The following is an 18,312-nucleotide window of genomic DNA, read 5'->3' as shown; positions in this document are numbered from 1 at the left end:
TGACGTGATCCGCGTCGCCGTAGACCTCCTCGGGGAGGGCGTCCCACCGGAATCGGTGCTGGACGCTCTGCCTGCCGCGCTGGATGCCGATCCGGAGCTGGTGGTCACGCTCGTCGTCCCGCCAGGCCCGACGGCCGAAGACCTGGCCGGCCGCGGCATTGTGACCGGCGATCGCGTCCACCTGGTGACCGCCGCGCGGGGCATCCCCGCCGGCGCCGACGCCGTCCGTGACGTGCGCGCGCGGCGGGACAGCGGCGTGCGCGTGGCCGCCCGGCTGGTCCGGGACGGGCGCGCCGACGCGATGGTCTCGGTCGCGCCGCCCGAGGCGGTCGCCGCGGCGGCGCTGTTCACCTTCGGCCTGCTGCCCGGCGCCACCAGGGCGTCGCTGGCGGCCGTCGTGGACGTCGGTCACGCGCCAGGCATCGTGCTGTGTGACGCCGGCGCGTCCGTCGACGTGGCCGCGGACGACCTTGCCCAGTTCGCGCTGGCCGGGGCGGCCTACGCCAGGGTGCGTGCCGGTTCCGGTGAGCCGCGGGTTGGCTTGCTCGCCGCCCGCCCCGCGCTGCCGGACACGATGCGCCGGGCGGCGCACGGGCTGCTCGGCACGCTTGGCGTCGACTACGTCGGCCAGGTGGACGCCGGAGTGCTGGTCGACACCGGCCAGGCTGGCACGGTGACCGGCAAAGGTCCCGACGTCGTCGTGACCGACGGGTTCACCGGCGACGTCGTGCTGGCATGTCTGCGGGCGGTCAGGACGGCGGCAACGACTGCCTTCCCGGAGACGCCGACGGGGCTCGACCCGGCCTGGCGTAGCCCGGCCGGCGCGGATCTGCAGGGGGGGACGATCGTGTTGGGAGTGGACGGTGTCGCGGTGCGGGCGGGCGACCCCGTCGGCGGCCCGGACGACCTTTCCACCGGCATTCCGGCGGCGCTCGCGACGGCGGCGACGGTATGGCGGGGCGGGCTCGTCGCCCAGATCCGCGCCGAGCTCGCCCGCCTGATCGCCCGGCGCAGAGCGATCGCGGGGCTGTCGCTGTGAGCGCAGGAGCAAGCGAGCGGAGTGGTCGTCCGAGGCGGACCTCCCAGATCGACTCCGTCGATCCGGCAGGAACCCCGGAGGACGGCCGCGAGCAGGGGTCCCCGTTCGGCGCGGATGCGACGACCGGGGGAGCGAGGAGTGCGGCGACGGAGCGAACCCGAGAGACGGTGAGCCGCGGCGCGACGGTCCCGCAGGGCCGTGAGGGGCTGCTCACCGCGCTCGACCTGCGCCTCGACCCCAGGCTGCTCGACCGGGCGCTCACCCACCGGTCGTACGCCTACGAGAACGGCAACCTGCCTACCAACGAACGGCTGGAGTTTCTCGGCGACGCCGTGCTTCAGCTGGTCGTCACCGATGCGCTCTACCGGCGCCACCCGGACCTTGCCGAGGGTGCGCTGGCCAAGCAACGGGCCTCGGTGGTGAACATGCGGGCGCTCGCCGCCGTCGCCCGCGACATCGGCCCGGCGGGCATCGGCCCCTATCTGCTGCTCGGCAAGGGCGAGGAGACCACGGGGGGCCGGGACAAGCCGAGCATCCTCGCCGACACGCTCGAGGCTCTCATCGGCGCGGTCTACCTGGAGCTCGGGCTCGAGGTCGCCTCGGAGTTCGTGCACCGCCACTTCGACCCGCTCCTCGACGAGGCGGCCGGCCGCGGCGCGGGCCTCGACTGGAAGACCTCCCTGCAGGAGCGCACCGCCGAACTGGGGATGGGCCCGCCCGACTACGTGGTCACCGACTCCGGCCCGGATCACGCCAAGAGGTTCCGGGCGAGAGCTCGCATCTCCGACCGGATCTACGGCGAGGGCGAGGGGGGCAGCAAGAAGGAGGCCGAGCAGCGCGCGGCCGAGCATGCGTTCGTAGCCCTCCAGGGCCTTGCTCCGGCCACCTCCGTTGCCGCGGCCACCGCCGATGCTTCGGGCCTGCCAGGCGACGGCGGCCCGGCCGGCCCGTCCCCGACGCCGCCGGAGGCCGGTCTCACGGACCCGCTGGCACGGATGGCCAGCGCCGAGGCTGCTGCTCCCGCGCCCGCGGGGGAGCCGGGCTGAGCCATGCCAGAACTGCCCGAGGTCGAGGTGGTACGGCGCGGCCTGGAACGCGGCGTGGTCGGCCGCACGATCGCGAAAGTGAGTGTGCTGCACCCGCGCGCCGTGCGCCGGCACGTGACGGGCGCCGCCGACTTCGAGGCGGCGCTCATCGGCCAGACGATCACGGCTGCCCGCCGCCGGGGCAAGTACCTGTGGCTGGCGCTCGCGGCCCCAGGTGACCTGGACACTCCGGGCGTGCCCGGCGAGTTGCCCGCCCCGCTCCGGCCGGCCGAGGACGGTGACGCGCTGCTCGGGCATCTCGGCATGAGCGGCCAGCTGCTTGTCGTGCCGCCGAGCACGCCGGACCAGACCCACCTGCGGATCCGCTTCACCTTCACCGACGGCGGCCGCGAGCTCCGGTTCGTCGACCAGCGGACGTTCGGGGGGATGGCGATCGTGGCGGGGGGAGCGTCGTTGCCCGACCCGATCGCCCACATCGCCCGCGACCCGCTGGACCCGCTGTTCGACGACGACGCCTTCGTGGCCGGGCTCGGGGCTCGCCGTACCGGGCTCAAGCGGGCGCTGCTCGATCAGCGGCTGGTCAGCGGCATCGGCAACATCTACGCCGACGAGGCCCTGTGGGCAGCCGGACTGCACTACGCGAGGGGGACCGACACCCTGCGACGGTCCGAAGCCCGCGGCCTGCTCGCCGAGGTGCGTGCCGTGCTGACCGCGGCGCTCGAGGCCGGCGGCACGTCGTTCGACCAGCTTTATGTCTCCACCGAGGGTGTCAGCGGACTGTTCGAGCGGGAGCTCGCGGCCTACGGCCGCGAGGGAGCGCCGTGCCGGCGGTGCGCGAGCCAGATCCGCCGCGACGCGTTCATGAACAGATCCAGCTTCACCTGCCCCACCTGCCAGCCCCGCCCTCGCGGCGGCCGCTGGTAGGCCGCCGGCCCGACGTGGCGACGCCCGTCGTGCCGGCTTGGGCGAACGTGCGCTGGCCTACCGGTAGGTCCAGCCGAAGTAGGCCCAGCCGGCAGGAACCCGGCCGCGTTCGGCGCCGTCAACGATTCTTCGCCAGTCCCGGTGGGGTGTCGATTCGGGGGGTGCACCCCCCGATGTCCGTAGGGTCATGCCGGCACCCACACTGGGCCTGACCAGGTGCGCCCCGGCGAGTCGGGCACCGCGGGAACCTGAGCGCCCTTCAGGGGCCGCATCCGGGGGCCCACCGGGTCGGGTGGCCGGGGACCCTGACGGCGTGCCAGCGGGTCGCGGACGACCCGTGAGCGGACCGCGAGGGATGCCGCCCGCGCACCCTGACCCGGTCCGCTCGTCAGCGGACGGTCCGCGATCTGGCCCATGGACCGTGCTCGGCGTCGACGAAGGAGACGACCCATGAACTCGGACGCCCTGCTCGGCCGGGTACGCAAACTGCTCGCGATGGCCGAGGCCGAGGGGCTGACCGACGCGGCCAGGGAGACCTACAACGCCAAGGCCGCCGAGCTGATCGCCCAGTACGGCATCGACCGTGCGCTGCTCGAGGAGGCCGGGCCGAGCAAGGTCGCCGCCGCCGACCTGGTGCTCGACATCCACCCCCCATATGCGCGGGACAAGATCACTCTATTGGCCAGCATCGTCGCGCCGCTGGGCTGCCGGCTGGTGCACCGCACCGAGCGGCAGCAGGGGCGCACCGGCCACACCGCGCACCTGTTCGGCATGGAGGCCGATCTCACCAGGGCGCAGCTGCTGTTCACCTCGCTGCTCGTCCAGCAGGCACACGGGATCGCTGTCGCGGTGCCCCCGTCCTGGGAGGACCCACGGGCGTTTCGCCGGTCCTGGATGGCGGGGTTCGCGGTCGCCGTGCAGCAGCGGCTGACGGCCGCGGAACAGGCCGCCAGGGCCGCGGCCGAGCCGGAAACCGGAAAGTCCGGCTCTGGGGCCTCGGTGGCACTTGTGCTCGCCGACCGCTCCTCCCGGGTCGAGGCGCACCTGGCGAGCGTCTATCCGCAGCTGCGGGCGGCGCGTGGACGTCAGCTGTCCGGCTCCGGCGGCCATGCCGGTTACAGCGCCGGCCAGCGCGCCGACCTCGGCACCCAGGGCCGGGTCGAGACGCCAACCGCCCGTCGTGCCCTCGGTTGAGGCAAGCGTCCAACGGGACAGTGGGATCGCCCGGAATCGGGAGATCTTAGAGCTTGCCGCCAGGGAGGTTCGGGGCGGCGGTCTGGGTCGGGCCGGCCGTGCGCGGGGGCGCGTAGCCGTCGCTCGGCGCGGGTACCGCGTTCGGGTTGCCGAACGGGGTCGCGCTGGGCCCGTCCACGATCGTGGCTCGTGGCACCGGCACGGAGCCGCCGTCCTGTTGGAAGTTCTGGCCACAGCCGGCGAGCAGCATCGAGCAGCTGACGGCCCCGACTGCGATGGCCGCCACCGCGGCGCTTCGGCCAGGCCGGGCGGCACGCCGGGCCAGGCTGCTGAGGAGGAGAGATGTCGTGTTCACGATGGCTCAGTAGCCTACCGTGCCGATGAATGACCTTCCTCAGAAGTGGCCGCCGGTCGAGCCCGGTGGACCGGCGAACACCGGCGGTGACCAGGCGCGGGAGACGGCCGACGCGGGCGCACGCGTGCGGCTGACCGCCACCGTGTTCGGCCTGGTGCAGGGTGTCGGATTCCGGGACTACGTACGCACAAAGGGCCGCCGCCTCGGCCTGGTGGGCTCGGCGACCAACCGCGCGGACAGCGGAGTCGATGTCGTGGCTGAGGGGCCGGCGGACGCCTGCGAGGCGCTGCTGGAACTCCTTGTAACCGGCCATACCCCCGGGCGGACCGATCGGGTAGAACACACGATCGGTGCCGCGATAGGCGGCATGACTGGGTTTGTGCGCCGCTGAGCCGTCGGCACCCCGTTGACCTGGACAGACAGGCCTGACGGCCGGGTCAAAACGAGGCTCAAGATTCCCGTGTTTCAGGGACGGATGCCCTGCCATGTGGCATGCTCTTGACTTTCGGTGACCGGGTGTGGGAACCTTAGGTCATTCTTTGGGGCGGACTCCGTCTACGTGCGTGGCGCAAGGTCACGCACGCTGGCCGGAGTAGACCAGCGGCTGGAGTAACACCAGTGGTTGGAGGGACGAGTCTACCGGCTTCGTCCCGGGCTTTGTCGCGCCCAGCATCCCGCAAGGTCACTCATCGTGGAGGACCATCACCATGGCGAAGGCCCTTTTCGGCCACGTCGGTTCCGGCAACGACCTCCGGCTTTCGTACGAGGTACGTCGGCTGCGTGCCCGCGTAGCCGAGCTCGAGGCTGAGCTCGCCCGGACGCGTGACGTCAACGACGCGCTCGTCGGCGTTGACGTCCCTGAGGACGTCCGCGAGCTGGACGTCGAACCGGCCCTGACCTGACCTGACCTCTTAGCCGCCTTTCGAGCGGCTTCGCCAGGCGTCGGGTCAGACGTCTCGCTGGGGGCCGCCTCCTGGAACCCTCAGGCCGAGTCTCACTCGGTCTGTTCTCGGATCGCTGAAGGATCCTCGAACGCCCGGACGGTTCTCGGAGCTGGCTACCCGGACCAACGATCTTGTCGATCGACCCTCGGGCGACGTTACGTGTGCCCAGGGTCGGCCGGAGATCGGCTCCGCCACCCGCTCGCTCGTGGCCCGACGGTCTCGCCGTGGCGTGGGTGTACGGGTCTGGAGTTGTCCGTTCTGCTCGCCGTCGCGCCTCGTCGGGTGAAGATCCGACGGCGGCGTCTCGGTTTTGTGGGCGCACCTGCGGGGCGTTCGCGGCTGCCGTGGGCCCGGTGATCGTGCTTGGTCGGTGAGGTCCTCTGGGGCTTCCGGCCGGTACGTCCCCATTGGCCTGTCCGCTCCGGCGGGATGTCGTCGTGGCGCTTCGGCTTCCGGCCTGCCTCGTGGCCGTCGGTTTGGGAGTGGTTTCCTTGTGAGCCTCCCCGCGGTATGTCGACGAGGGTCCGGTCCGTGCCCACCGGTTCGCGTGCTCTCGTGGCTGTCGTAGCCGCTCCGTGGCTCGACGAGCTCTCCGGGTCCGGAGATCGCCGTCGCATCGCGGGCCGCTGGACGGCGTCGCCGGGCGGGTCACCCGCCTCGGGTCAGTGCTGCCCTTCTCGTGGGGTGCCTACTCCTGTCGTTCCAACCATGCACACCCACGTGTCCGACAACCCTGGCGACGGGCCCGGGCCGGTTCGGCGGGGTCGTGCCAGGTTGCCGACGGCCGGCCGAGCGGGATCGCGCTGTGGTTGATGGCCGCGTGGGGCACGCATGTCCGTGATCTACGGATCTTGGTGTCCCGGCGTGAGTCTGATGGTGCCGGGCAGACTATCGCGTTCTGGCCACTCCGTGCGCACAGTGGCGTGTCCTGTTCGTGACAGTGAGTTGGCGGATATCGTTGGCGGCGGCCCGGATGCGGGCCGGCCGCGGTGCCGGCGCCCATGGTCCTTGATCGGCATCCTGATCGGCGGCCGGTCGCGGCGAAGATCGTCGGTCCGGTTTCCGGCGCACCGCGGCGCTCATCCGGAGGGCGACCTTCGGGCCCGACCACGACCGCCCCATCGCTGCGGAGACCGGTGTACCTCAAGAGCCTGACACTGCGGGGCTTCAAGTCCTTCGCGAGCTCGACGACGCTGCGCCTCGAGCCGGGGATCACCTGTGTCGTCGGGCCCAACGGCTCGGGCAAGAGCAACGTCGTCGACGCGATGGCCTGGGTACTCGGGGAGCAGGGCGCGAAGGCGCTGCGTGGCGGCACGATGTCCGACGTCATCTTCGCCGGGACGCCGTCGCGGCCGCCGCTGGGCCGCGCCGAGGTGTTGCTGACGATCGACAACTCCGATGGCGCGCTGCCCATCGAGTACAGCGAGGTCACGGTCGGGCGGCTGATGTTCCGCAGCGGCCAGAGCGAGTACACGATCAATGGCACCTCCTGCCGGCTGCTGGACATCCAGGAGCTCATGAGCGACTCCGGGATCGGCCGCGAGCTGCACGTGATCGTCGGACAGGGGCAGCTGGACGCCGTGCTGCACGCGAGCCCCGAGGAGCGCCGGGCGTTCATCGAGGAGGCCGCGGGCGTCCTCAAACACCGCAAGCGCAAGGAGAAGGCGCTTCGCAAGCTGGAGGCGATGGCCGCCAACCTCACCCGGCTGACCGACCTGTCCGCCGAGCTGCGCCGCCAACTGGGCCCGCTGGGCCGGCAGGCCGAGATCGCCCGCAAGGCTGGCGTCATCCAGGCGACGCTGCGCGACGCGCGGCTGCGGCTGCTCGCCGACGACCTGGTCACCGCGCGGACGGAGCTCGCCGCCGACATCGCCGACGAGGAGACCGTCCGGGCCAAGCTTGCCGAGACCGAGGGCGCCCACGCCGCCGCCGCCGAGCGGGAGCAGGCGCTCGAGGCCGAGCTCGCCCGGATCGTCCCCCGCGCCGCCGCCGCCCAGGAGACCTGGTACGCCCTCTCGTCGGTGCGCGAGCGGCTGCGGGGCACCGGCCAGCTGGCCACCGAGCGCGCCCGGCTGCTGCGAGCCGGCGCCCAGGCCACCCGGGGCGGGCGCGACCCCGAGGAACTGGAGCAGGAGGCGGCGGCCGTTCACGAGCGCGAGGCCGCGCTGCAGGCCCGTCTGGAACGCGACCGGGACACGCTGACCGAGGTCGTGAGCCGGCGCGCCGAGCTGGAAGCCGCCCTCGCCGCGGAGGAGCAGGCCCTGCTCACCGCGAGCCGCGCCGCCGCGGCCCGGCGCGAGGGCATCGCCAGGCTCGCGGGCAAGGTCGAGACGGCCCGCTCCCGCGCGGCGGCGGCGGAGTCCGACATCGTCCGGCTTACCGAGGCGCTCGACGCGGCTCAGGCCCGCGACGCCGAGGCCAGCGGCTCGCGTGAGGCGCTCGACACAGAGCTCGCCAGGATCGAGACGGAGCGGGACGAACTGGCCGGCCGGCACGAGTCGGCCATCGCCCTGCACACCGCGGCGACCGAGCGGCTGGAGGCGCTGCGGACCCAGGAGCGCGGCGCCGACCGGGACCGCGCGTCGGCCGCCGCCCGCCGGGACGCGCTCTCGCTGTCGCTGGCCCCGGCCGACGGCGCCGCCGCGCTGCTCACGGCCACCGGCGACGCCACGGACGAGCGAGGCGGCGGCCAGGCGCGGGCTTCCTCCCAGACCGGTGGATCCGAGCCCGGAGGCACGGGTGGCGGGCGAGCCGGCGGGGGCAGAGCGGCTGGCAAGGGCAAGCAGGGGCGACCAGCCGAGCCCGCGCGGGTGTTCGAACCGCCGCGGACCCCGATCCAGATCTTCGGGCGGTTGGTGAACATCCTCGCGGTCACGCCGGGCGCGGAGGTGGCGATCGCCGCCGCCCTGGGGCCGGCCGCCGACGCGCTCGCCGTCGGGTCCGTCGACGACGTGGTCACCGCCCTGAGCTGGCTGCGGACCGCCGAGGCCGGCCGGGCCGCCTTCGTCCCCGCGTTTCCGCCGCCCGCCCCGCCGGCCGCCGGCGAGCTCGCCGACGGCCTGCCTGCCGAGGCCGTGCCGGCGCTGGAGCTCGTGCGGGTCGTCGACCAGCGGTTCGCGCCGGCCGTGGCCGCCATCCTCGGCGGGGTCGTCGTCGTCGACGACCTGGCCGGCGCCGCCAGGCTCGCCGCGGCCCGGCCCGGGCTTCGGCTGGTGACCCGCGATGGCGACACCCTTGGCCCGCCGGCCGCGGTCGGCGGCAGCGCGCACGCGCCCTCGCTGCTCGAGCTCGCCGCCGCCGCGGAGGAGGCCGCGGTCGCGATGGCCACCGCCGAGGCGCGGGCTGAGGCGTCGCGCACCGCCATGGAGCCCGCCCGCGAGGAGGTCGCCAGGACCAGGGCCGCGATCGACGCGGCCAACGCCGACCGCTCCGCCGCCGGCGCCCGCCACCGGGCGCTGACCGACCAGCTCGCCCAGCTGGACCGGGGCAGGGGCTCCGTCGCCGGGGAGATCAGCCGGTTGGAACGCGGCCGGCTCGCCGCCGAGGCGACGCGCGACCAGACCTACGGCGCGCTCGCCGAGCTCGAGGCGGCACTCGCGGCGAGCGACGACGAGCTGGACGTCGACGAGCGGTCGGCCGAGGAGCGCGACCGGCTCGTCGCCGCCACGGCCGCGGTCCGGGGCGAGGAGGTCGAGGCCAGGCTCGCGGTGCGCACCAGCGAGGAGCGCGCCCGCGGGCTCGCCGGGCGGGCCGACGCCCTGCTGCGCCAGGCCGCCCAGGAACGCGCCGCCCGCGCCGCGGCCGCCCGCACCCGGGCGCTGCGCGAGCGGCAGGCGAAGATCGCCGCCGCCGTCGCGGCCGCGGCCGATCAGGCGCTCGCCGCCTGCGAGACCTCGCTGGCCGCCGCGGCGGCTGAGCGGGAGCAGGCGGAGACCGCCCGCCGGGCGACCGACACCGAGCTCGCCGGAGTGCGCGACCGGGTGCGCGCCTACGCCGCGGCACTGTCCGCGCTGCGCGACGAGGCTCACCGGGACGAGCTGGCCCGGGAGGCCAAGCGGCTGCGGTCCGAGGCGCTCGAGGCCAAGGCGCTGGAGGAGCACGGCATCGCCGCCGACGACCTGGTCACCGAGTACGGCCCCGCGCTGCCGGTACCGCCGGACGAGGAGGGCGGCAAGGAGCGGCCCTTCGACCGCGCCGAGCAGACCGCGAGGCTCGCCACCGCGGAGAAGCAGCTGGTTCGGCTTGGGAAGATCAACCCGCTCGCCCTCGAGGAGTTCGAGGCCCTGCAGGAGCGGGCCGCGTTCCTGTCCGCGCAGCTCGACGACATCAAGAACACCCGGCGCGACCTGTTGCTCGTCGTCGAGGAGGTCGACTCCCGGGTCCGCGAGGTGTTCGCCGCCGCGTTCCAGGACACCGCCCGCGAGTTCGAGATCGTCTTCGACACGCTGTTCCCCGGCGGCGAGGGCCGGCTCGTGCTCACCGACCCCGAGGACATGCTCACGACCGGAATCGAGGTGGAGGCCCGCCCGCCGGGCAAGAAGGTCAAGCGGCTGTCACTGCTGTCCGGCGGCGAGCGCTCGCTGACCGCCCTCGCGATGCTGTTGGCGATCTTCCGGGCCCGGCCGTCGCCGTTCTACGTCCTCGACGAGGTCGAGGCGGCGCTCGACGACCGCAACCTCGGCCGCCTGCTGAACGCCGTCGAGGGGCTCAGGCAGAAGTCGCAGCTGATCATCATTACGCACCAGAAACGCACCATGGAGATCGCCGACGCGTTGTACGGAGTCTCGATGCGCGGTGACGGTGTGACCACGGTGATCAGCCAGCGGCTGCGCGAGCGGGCCTCCGCCTGAGGCTGTCCCGCGGCGGACGCTCCGCGCCCGCCGCCGGGCGCAGCCTGTCGGGCGCAGAGCGCCCTCCCCACGTGGTTCCGGGCCCTGGCTTATGGCGGTGGTGGGGCCGATCCCGGGCTGACGAGGTGGCTGGCTTGGCGCCGCGCTGATGCGCCGTCACCATCTGTGGCTGGGTTGCGCGCCTTGCTCGTCGGAGCGATATCGCACCTACTGAGGTTGGGCTGGCGGGTGCAGGTGCTTTGGCCATGGCGGTGCTTGGGGCGGGACGACCTCGGCTCGCCGGGCTGGAAGGTGTGCGCCTTGCTCGTCGGAGCGGCATCGCACCTACTGAGGTGGCTGTGTTGGCGTGATGCAGGCGCTGTGGCCATGGCGGTGCTTGGGGCGGGACGACCTCGACTCGCGAGGGCTGGAAGGATCGAAGCGTGGAGTACCTGTACATCATCGTCGTGGTCGCCGTCGTGCTGGTGGTCGCGGCCGGCGCGCTCGTTGGCAACGCCGTGCGCCGCCGGCCCCGGCTGCCGCGGGCCCGCTCCGGCGCCGAGGAGCTGACCGGGACCGCGCCGGCCGGCGGTGTCGGCACGCTGGAGGCACCACCTCGCGCGCAGGAGGCCGAGGCGGGCGCGCCAGCCGAGGTGGCTGAACCGCCCGGCCTCGAGGTGCCGGCGCCGGCGGTGGGCCGGCTCGTCCGGCTGCGCGCCCGGCTGGCCCGCTCGCAGTCGTCGCTCGGCCGCGGCCTGCTGTCACTGCTGTCCGGCGACGAGCTCTCCGACGACGACTGGGAGGACGTCGAGTCGACGCTGCTGCTCGCCGACGTGGGCGTCGGCGCGACCGGCGAGCTCGTCACGGCGCTGCGGGAGCGCACCGCCGTGCTCGGGGCCCGTAGCTACAACGACGTGCGGGAGATGCTGCGCGACGAGCTGCTCGCCCAGATCGGCACCACCGCCGACCGGTCGCTGCGCGTCTCGGCCGAGGATCGACCCGCGGTCATGCTGGTCGTCGGCGTCAACGGCACCGGTAAGACGACCACCTGCGGCAAGATCGCGCGGCTGCTGGTGGCCGACGGCCGGTCGGTCGTGCTCGGGGCTGCGGACACGTTCCGCGCCGCCGCCGCCGACCAGCTGGAGACCTGGGGCGGCCGGGTCGGAGCGGTCACCGTCCGCGGGCCGGAGGGCGCGGACCCGGCGTCGGTCGCCTTCGAGGCGGTGAAGCAGGGCATCGTGGACGGCGTCGATACCGTCGTGATCGACACAGCCGGCCGCCTGCACACCAAGGTGGGCCTGATGGACGAGCTTTCTAAGATCAAAAGGGTCGTCGTCAAGCAGAGCCCGGTCGACGAGGTGATCCTCGTGCTGGACGCGACGACCGGCCAGAACGCCCTCACCCAGGCGCGGGTCTTCGCCGAGGCCGTCGACATCACCGGCGTCGCCCTCACCAAGCTGGACGGCACCGCCAAGGGGGGGATCGTCATCGCCGTCCAGCGCGAGCTGGGCGTCCCGGTCAAGCTGGTCGGCCTGGGTGAGGGTCCCGACGACCTCGCGCCGTTTGAGCCCGAGGGCTTCGTCGACGCCCTGCTCGGTGACCCCGTCGGCTGACCTGCCTCGCGCGGCCTCGTAGGCCGGCCGGCCGGATGGTGTCTTTCGTGTCGGTTCTCCGCTGCCGGCCGATGAGCCCACAGGGTGGCGGGGGCGGCCGCGAAGTCCGGATGTGGCCTGAGACACACCAAGTTGCCCCCAGGTCTTTATTTCGGCCCCGGGCTCGATCTAGCATCTTCGGGCGGTCTTCTTTGGCCCGCTGACCGCGCCACGCACGTCCGCGAGGGTCCCCACTGGCGAGGTCCGGCCGGGGAAGCCAGCGTCCGGCGAGGTGTCCCGCCCTCCTCAACGGAGAGGGCGGACCCGGCTGGCGGTCATCGCCTGCCCGAGTCCGTGCGGCATGCCTCGCCGGACCGGCTGGCGCCGCGGCTTGGCGCTTCGCGCCAGCCTGGCGGGCGGGCGCTGAGCCTGACCTCCCCAGATCGCTAACCTCCCAGATCGGCTCCCAGACCTCCCCGATCGCTTACCTCCCAGCAGACCTCCCAGCAGACCTCCCAGATCGCTTCGCGATCCGGCAGGAACCCCGGCTTCGCGATCCGGCAGGGACCCTGTCGCCAATCGGGCAGGGACCCGGATCCGGTAGGGACCCTGTCGCCGATCCGGCAGGACTCTGCTCACACGTGGTTCCGGATCGAGGCCTATGACGATGCGACGGCGTTTGGGTTCACCCTTGGGGCGGGGGCCGGTCCGAATGCGTACCCTAGGACTGTCCGTTCCAATGCTGCCCGGGGCGTGGTAAGCGATTCTTCCGCCGAGTCGCGTTCGCCCGATGTGGTGGCGGTCGGCGGCTCGTCGGGGTGGTCGGGCCGGCCGGTGGCCGCGCGGACGGGCCCCTCCCACCACAGGCCAGCGATCCCGGAGAGTGCGCGTGTTCGACACCCTGTCCAGCCGGCTCGACACGGTCTTCAAGTCGCTGCGCGGCCGGGGTCGGCTGTCCGAGGCGGACATCGACGCCACCGCGCGGGAGATCCGGGTCGCGCTGCTCGAGGCCGACGTCGCGCTACCGGTCGTCCGCGCGTTCGTCGCGGCGGTCAAGGAGCGTGCCCGCGGTGTCGCGGTCAGCCAGGCGCTGAACCCGGCCCAGCAGGTCATCAAGATCGTCAACGAGGAGCTCGTCGGCATCCTCGGCGGCGGCACCACGACGCTGCGGATGGCCAAGACGCCGCCGACGGTGATTCTGCTCGCCGGTCTGCAGGGCACTGGTAAGACGACGCTCGCCGGCAAGCTCGGCACGTGGCTGAAGAAGCAGGGGCACACGCCGCTGCTGGTGGCCGCCGACCTGCAGCGCCCGAACGCGGTGAACCAGCTGCAGGTCGTCGGGTCGAGGGCTGGCGTCGAGGTGTTCGCCCCCGAGCCGGGCAACGGTGTCGGTGACCCGGTCGCGGTCGCCCGCGACGCCATCGCCCACGCCCGCCGGCAGGTCCACGACGTGGTCGTCGTCGACACCGCCGGCCGCCTCGGCATCGACGAGGAGATGATGCGACAGGCGGCCGACATCCGCGACGCCGTCGACCCGGACGAGATCCTCTTCGTCGTCGACGCGATGGTCGGCCAGGACGCCGTCACCACGGCGCTGGCGTTCCTCGACGGAGTCGGCTTCAGCGGTGTCGTGCTCACGAAGCTCGACGGTGATGCCCGCGGCGGCGCCGCGCTGTCGGTCGCGCACGTCACCGGTCGGCCGATCATGTTCGCGTCCACCGGCGAGGCGCTCGCGGACTTCGACGTCTTCCACCCGGAGCGGATGGCGTCGCGCATCCTGGGCATGGGTGACGTCCTCACCCTGATCGAGCAGGCCGAGCAGGCCTTCGATCAGGACGAGGCCGAAGAGATGGCGCGGAAGATGGCCGCGTCGGAGTTCACCCTCGAGGACTTCCTCAACCAGATGCTGGCCGTCCGCCGGCTGGGGCCGATCGGCAACCTGCTCGGAATGCTGCCCGGCATGGGCCAGATGAAGGATCAGCTGTCCCAGATCGACGATCGGGACGTCGACCGGGTCGTCGCGATCATCCGGTCGATGACGCCGGGCGAGCGGAGCGACCCGAGCATCCTGCAGAAGAGCCGCAAGGAGCGGGTGGCCCGAGGATCCGGGGTCACTGTCACCGAGGTCAACCAGCTGCTGGACCGGTTCGGCGAGGCGCGCAAGATGATGCGTCAGCTCGCGAACGGCGCTGGCATCCCGGGAATGGGGCGGGGGAAGGCGGCACAGGCTCGTAAGGCGCCGAAGAAGGGCAAGGGCGCAAGCAAGAAGGGCAACCCCGCGGCGCGCGCCGCGCAGGCGGCACAGGCCAAGTCCAAGCAGGCCGGCGGCGGTCGCGTGAGCGGGCCCCCCGGCGTCGACGGACTGCCGGGCGGCATGCCGCCCGCGGGGGTGGGGGACGTCGACCTGTCCGCCCTGCTCAAGCCCGGCGCCTTCAACCAGCCCGGACGCCGCGGTCGCTAGGACGGCCGCGCTCGGTGCCACCGGCTCAGGGTTCGGCGGGCTCAGGGCTCGGCGCCCGGCATACGCTGTCAGGGATCGGTCCGCATGGCTGGGCCTACGCCTTCCGGGCCGGGAAGCCGGCCGGGTCGGTCGTGACGGGTGGCGGGCGTCCAGCCGCGGAGACGATCTGGCAAACTGTAGGGGCGCACGAGCCCACGCCCGTCAGCGTCGACGTGACGGGCCGGCGGGCCAGTACGCAGACTTCGGGGGAGGATCATCCCCCCACCCCGGTGCCGCGCCTCCGCGTGGCCCTCAAGCAATGGAGCTTTTCAACAACCGTGGCAACCAAGATCAAGCTGCAGCGCACCGGCAAGATGCGTGAGCCGCACTACCGCATCGTCGTCGCCGACGCCCGCACCAAGCGGGACGGCCGGGTCATCGAGGCCATCGGCCAGTACCACCCGAAGGACGACCCCAGCACCATCATCGTGGATGGCGAGCGGGCCGCCCATTGGCTGTCCGTCGGCGCGCAGCCGACCGACCCGGTGCTTGTCCTGCTCAAGGTCACCGGTGACTGGCAGAAGTTCAAGGGCCTGCCGGCGCCCGAGCCGATGAAGGTCGCGGCTCCCAAGGTCGACCGGCGCGAGGTCTTCCAGGCCGCGGCGCGCGAGGCCGCCGGTCTCGAGGAGAAGCCGGCCACCACGCCGAAGAAGAAGAGCAAGCCCGCCGCCGAAGGCGACGAGACGCCGGCCGCGGGGCAGTAGGTGCTCGAATCGGCGCTCGAACACCTCGTTCGAGGGATCGTCGACCACCCGGAGGACGTCCGAGTGGACCTGCTGTCGAACCGACGCGGCCGCACCCTCGAGGTCCGGGTGCATCCCGACGACCTCGGGAAAGTGATCGGTCGGCGTGGCCGGACCGCCAAGGCGTTGCGTACCGTCATGGCCGGCGTCGGCGGTCGCGGGCTGCGTGTCGACGTCGTCGACGTCGACCGGTGAGGTGGGCGGTGGGCCTTGCTCACCGCGGGCAATCCCTCGTGGCTCCTCCCAGACCGGCGACCGGGTTCCTGCCGGGTCGGCGACCTGGTGGGTCAGTGGTCTGGGAGGCCTGCCGGGAGGTCCAGATCCGCGTGAGCGGGCCGGCGGGGAAAGTGCTTCGGCCAGCGCGGGTAGGCATGCGGGCCGGCCATGGGTGACGCGATCGTTGTGGGACGGGTCGGGAAGGCGCACGGCGTTCGCGGCGACGTGACCATCGACGTCCGGACCGACGTGCCCGAGCGCCGGTTCACCGTCGGTGCCCGGTTCGACCGGTCCGGTGATGGGCCGGACCTGGTGATCGCCGAGTCGCGGTGGCACTCCGGGCGGCTCCTCCTGCGCTTCGAGGGCGTGGCCGACCGGAACGCGGCCGAGGCACTGCGTGGGACTGTGCTCACGATCGACGCGGATCAGGCAGGCGACGCGGCGGACCCGGATGAGCCGGACGATGACGGCGAATTCTGGTGGGACCGTGACCTGGTCGGCCTGCGGGCCGTTACCCCGGATGGGAGCCCGCTCGGCGAGGTGACCGACATCGTGCACACCGCGGCCGGCGAGTTGCTGGCGATCGGCAAGCCTGACGGCGGCGAGCACCTCGTGCCGTTCGTCCACGACATCGTCCCCACCGTTGACCGGGCCGGCGGCCGGATCGTCGTGGACGCCCCGCCTGGCCTGCTGGATCTCGGCTGACGGCAGGCCGCGTAGCCGGGGCCCTCCGCGTGGCTCAACGCCCTCCGGAGGCATGAAGGAAGAGCATCCTTGCGGCCTCCTTCGGCCCAGCCGCTGGTGGGAAGGAGGGATACCCGGCATGCGGGTGGACGTGCTCACGATCTTCCCGGCCTATCTGGAGCCCCTGCGTCTCTCGCTGCTCGGCAAGGCCCGCGACCGCGGCATGGTGGAGATCCACACCCGCGACCTGAGGGACTGGGCGACCGACCGGCACCGGACCGTCGACGACACGCCTTACGGCGGCGGGCCAGGCATGGTCATGCGCCCCGAGCCGTGGGACGCGGCGCTGCGCTCGATCGCGGGCTCGGGCGGGCCCGCGCCGCGGCCGCGTGTGATCGTCCCGACTCCGGCCGGGCGTCCCTTCACCCAGGCCTACGCGGCCGAGCTGGCCGCCGAGCCCTGGCTGGTCTTCTGCTGCGGCCGATACGAGGGCATCGACGCCCGCATCGTCGATGCCTGGGCCGATGACGAGGTCTCCATCGGCGACTATGTGCTCTCCGGCGGAGAGGTCGCGACGCTCGTCATGCTCGAGGCAATCACCCGGCTGCTGCCCGGCGCCGTCGGCAACGCCGAATCGGTCACGGACGACTCGTTCGCACACGGGTTGCTCGAGGGGCCGGTTTACACCCGTCCACCCGAGTGGGCGGGGCATCGGGTCCCGGACGTGCTGCTTTCCGGCGACCACGGCGCGATAGCCCGATGGCGGCGTGAGCAGGCGTTGCGCCGGACCGCCCAGCGCCGTCCGGACCTGCTCACGTCGCTCGAGCTCGACGACCGTGACCGGTTGGTCGTCGCCCAGGCTCTGGCGAGGGAGTCGCATCCGCCGGCCGGCGCGGCCAGCGCCGTCGCGGAGTCGGCCGAACCGGACGAACCTCTCCGGACGGCGGTCGACGCCGCGCCACGGGACACCGTCCCCCGCGACACGGCCTCACGGGCCGAGTGATCGTGGTGGCCCGCCGCGATGCGACGGGCCGGTCGTGTGGCACAGTAGGATGCAGTGTCCGCCGGTCCGTGGCCGGCTCGGCCGGGTCTCGGCGTCGGCGACCTGACGCGTGCTTGACACAGCGCGCCAGGTTCCGGCCCAGTCGGGTGCCCGGCCTTGATGATCGTGACGAGTTCGCCGCCTTAGGCGCGGCTCGCCGCGAGGACCCTCGGCGTTCCTCTCGGGTCGGCGAAGCCGATCTGAGAGGTCCGGATCAGTTCCTGGTCCGGCGTCAGGCCCGCCGGTCGGCACAGACCGGTGTCGCCACGGACCAAGCGATGCCTAGGACCAACTGCCACCACTGAGGAAGCGACTGCCATGCAAACCCTGGACAGCCTCGACGCCGAGTCGCTGAGGACCGACGTGCCCGAGTTCTGGCCGGGCGACACCCTCAAGGTCCACGTGCGCGTGGTCGAGGGAAGCCGCCAGCGCATCCAGGTCTTCCAGGGCGTCGTGGTCCGCCGGCAGGGCGATGGACTGCGGGAGACGTTCACCGTCCGCAAGGTCAGCTTCGGCGTCGGTGTGGAGCGCACCTTCCCGGTGCACAGCCCGATCGTTTCGAAGATCGAGATCGTGACCCGCGGTGCCGTCCGCCGGGCCAAGCTGTACTACCTGCGCGACCTGCGCGGCAAGGCCGCTAAGATCAAGGAGAAGCGGTAAGGCGGACTGTGGCGAAGCGCGAAGCGCTTCGCCACAAGCGCGCCAGCGCGCGCTGAGTCTGACCTCAGATCGCTGACCTCCCAGCAGACACCCGCCAGAAGCCTCCCAGCAGACCTCCCAGATCGCTCCGCGATCCGGCAGGAACCGCGGGTTCCGCCGATCCGGTAGGGACCGGGTTCCGCCGATCCGGCGGGTCCTGTCATCTGTCTTGGTGGAACCCCGGTCGGGCGCTGAGCGCGCGGCCTGTGTGAGGTCGGAAGCGCGGAAGGCGTTAGGCCGGCGCCTTCAGGCGCGCGGATACCGGGCGCGGGATGTGTCCCCGCCCGGTTGCTCCGAGCCGGCCCGGACGCTGGTGCTCTGCTCGCACCAGGTGCTGGGGCTGCGTCACCCGCTCCAAGACCGGACGACTCTGAACAACGTCCGCCCATGCTCGGCGTGGCGGGGATGGGTGCGTGCGGGCGTGCTCCGGGCGGATGGACGAAGATAGACGGGTCGTGACCGAGCGCCGGCAGGCGGGGATAACGGCTGCCGCGCTCGGGAACTC

At 72.8% G+C, this 18,312-nt stretch carries 15 protein-coding genes; 14 read left to right on the top strand and 1 reads right to left on the bottom strand.

The genetic code is table 11. The annotated features are described in order from the left end of the window. Nucleotides 1-4 precede the first annotated feature (4 nt). The 4 genes from BCD48_RS23770 (at nt 5) to BCD48_RS23755 (ending at nt 4,203) form a co-directional block, all read left to right on the top strand. Entirely contained in the window at nt 5-1,039 is a 1,035-nt protein-coding gene (locus tag BCD48_RS23770) for a phosphate starvation-inducible protein PhoH (protein WP_071050577.1), read from the top strand. 167 nt (nt 1,040-1,206) lie between these two features. Next, nucleotides 1,207-2,085 carry a ribonuclease III gene (gene rnc, locus BCD48_RS23765; RefSeq protein WP_071050576.1) on the top strand — a complete coding sequence of 293 codons (879 nt, stop codon included), beginning with the start codon at nt 1,207-1,209 and terminating at the stop codon, nt 2,083-2,085. 3 nt (nt 2,086-2,088) lie between these two features. Further along, nucleotides 2,089-3,009 carry a bifunctional DNA-formamidopyrimidine glycosylase/DNA-(apurinic or apyrimidinic site) lyase gene (gene mutM / locus BCD48_RS23760; RefSeq protein ID WP_071050575.1) on the top strand — a complete coding sequence of 307 codons (921 nt, stop codon included), beginning with the start codon at nt 2,089-2,091 and terminating at the stop codon, nt 3,007-3,009. 450 nt (nt 3,010-3,459) lie between these two features. Continuing rightward, the gene (locus BCD48_RS23755) at nt 3,460-4,203 is read left to right on the top strand and encodes a DUF2786 domain-containing protein (RefSeq protein WP_071050574.1); all 744 of its coding nucleotides are present in this window, start codon (nt 3,460-3,462) and stop codon (nt 4,201-4,203) included. A gap of 46 nt (nt 4,204-4,249) precedes the next feature. Here the strand turns inward: BCD48_RS23755 and BCD48_RS23750 are convergent, their stop codons facing one another. Further along, complete coding sequence (locus tag BCD48_RS23750; RefSeq protein ID WP_071050573.1) at nt 4,250-4,558, bottom strand: hypothetical protein; 309 nt, start codon at nt 4,556-4,558, stop codon at nt 4,250-4,252. Between the two features lie 124 nt (nt 4,559-4,682). Between BCD48_RS23750 and BCD48_RS23745 the strand changes: the two genes are divergently transcribed. The 10 genes from BCD48_RS23745 to rplS all read left to right on the top strand — a co-directional run bounded on the left by BCD48_RS23745 (nt 4,683) and on the right by rplS (nt 17,768). After that, nucleotides 4,683-4,949 (top strand): acylphosphatase, encoded by a 267-nt coding sequence (locus tag BCD48_RS23745; RefSeq protein WP_071050643.1) that lies wholly within the window; start codon nt 4,683-4,685, stop codon nt 4,947-4,949. Nucleotides 4,950-5,265: 316 nt separating this feature from the next. After that, nucleotides 5,266-5,460 (top strand): hypothetical protein, encoded by a 195-nt coding sequence (locus BCD48_RS23740; RefSeq protein ID WP_071050572.1) that lies wholly within the window; start codon nt 5,266-5,268, stop codon nt 5,458-5,460. A gap of 1,178 nt (nt 5,461-6,638) precedes the next feature. After that, nucleotides 6,639-10,352 carry a chromosome segregation SMC family protein gene (locus BCD48_RS23735; RefSeq protein WP_071050571.1) on the top strand — a complete coding sequence of 1,238 codons (3,714 nt, stop codon included), beginning with the start codon at nt 6,639-6,641 and terminating at the stop codon, nt 10,350-10,352. A gap of 422 nt (nt 10,353-10,774) precedes the next feature. Then, nucleotides 10,775-11,944 carry a signal recognition particle-docking protein FtsY gene (gene ftsY, locus BCD48_RS23730; protein WP_071050570.1) on the top strand — a complete coding sequence of 390 codons (1,170 nt, stop codon included), beginning with the start codon at nt 10,775-10,777 and terminating at the stop codon, nt 11,942-11,944. Nucleotides 11,945-12,812: 868 nt separating this feature from the next. Beyond that, nucleotides 12,813-14,384 (top strand): signal recognition particle protein, encoded by a 1,572-nt coding sequence (gene ffh / locus BCD48_RS23725; protein ID WP_071050569.1) that lies wholly within the window; start codon nt 12,813-12,815, stop codon nt 14,382-14,384. A 317-nt stretch (nt 14,385-14,701) separates the two neighbouring features. Continuing rightward, the gene (gene rpsP, locus BCD48_RS23720; RefSeq protein ID WP_071050568.1) at nt 14,702-15,127 is read left to right on the top strand and encodes a 30S ribosomal protein S16; all 426 of its coding nucleotides are present in this window, start codon (nt 14,702-14,704) and stop codon (nt 15,125-15,127) included. Next, on the top strand, nt 15,128-15,361 hold the full coding sequence (locus BCD48_RS23715; protein WP_071050567.1) for an RNA-binding protein: 234 nt from the start codon (nt 15,128-15,130) through the stop codon (nt 15,359-15,361). A 189-nt stretch (nt 15,362-15,550) separates the two neighbouring features. Further along, nucleotides 15,551-16,087 carry a ribosome maturation factor RimM gene (rimM, locus tag BCD48_RS23710; RefSeq protein WP_071050566.1) on the top strand — a complete coding sequence of 179 codons (537 nt, stop codon included), beginning with the start codon at nt 15,551-15,553 and terminating at the stop codon, nt 16,085-16,087. A 118-nt stretch (nt 16,088-16,205) separates the two neighbouring features. Beyond that, a complete protein-coding gene (gene trmD, locus BCD48_RS23705) occupies nt 16,206-17,069 on the top strand; it encodes a tRNA (guanosine(37)-N1)-methyltransferase TrmD (protein ID WP_241841944.1) in 864 nt (287 codons plus the stop codon). Nucleotides 17,070-17,426: 357 nt separating this feature from the next. Further along, a complete protein-coding gene (gene rplS, locus BCD48_RS23700; protein WP_071050565.1) occupies nt 17,427-17,768 on the top strand; it encodes a 50S ribosomal protein L19 in 342 nt (113 codons plus the stop codon). Nucleotides 17,769-18,312: the final 544 nt, after the last annotated feature.

Origin of the sequence: Pseudofrankia coriaricola (assembly GCF_001854805.1) — a bacterium.
GTDB lineage: Bacteria > Actinomycetota > Actinomycetes > Frankiales > Frankiaceae > Pseudofrankia.
This window is presented reverse-complemented; position numbering and strand designations above follow the sequence as displayed.

Bases quoted from the DNA above. Each gene is read 5' to 3' on its own strand.
- BCD48_RS23755 (WP_071050574.1), top strand. From the start codon at position 3,460: ATGAACTCGGACGCCCTGCTCGGCCGGGTACGCAAACTGCTCGCGATG.
- mutM (WP_071050575.1), top strand. From the start codon at position 2,089: ATGCCAGAACTGCCCGAGGTCGAGGTGGTACGGCGCGGCCTGGAACGC.
- trmD (WP_241841944.1), top strand. From the start codon at position 16,206: ATGCGGGTGGACGTGCTCACGATCTTCCCGGCCTATCTGGAGCCCCTG.
- rimM (WP_071050566.1), top strand. From the start codon at position 15,551: ATGGGTGACGCGATCGTTGTGGGACGGGTCGGGAAGGCGCACGGCGTT.
- BCD48_RS23740 (WP_071050572.1), top strand. From the start codon at position 5,266: ATGGCGAAGGCCCTTTTCGGCCACGTCGGTTCCGGCAACGACCTCCGG.
- rplS (WP_071050565.1), top strand. From the start codon at position 17,427: ATGCAAACCCTGGACAGCCTCGACGCCGAGTCGCTGAGGACCGACGTG.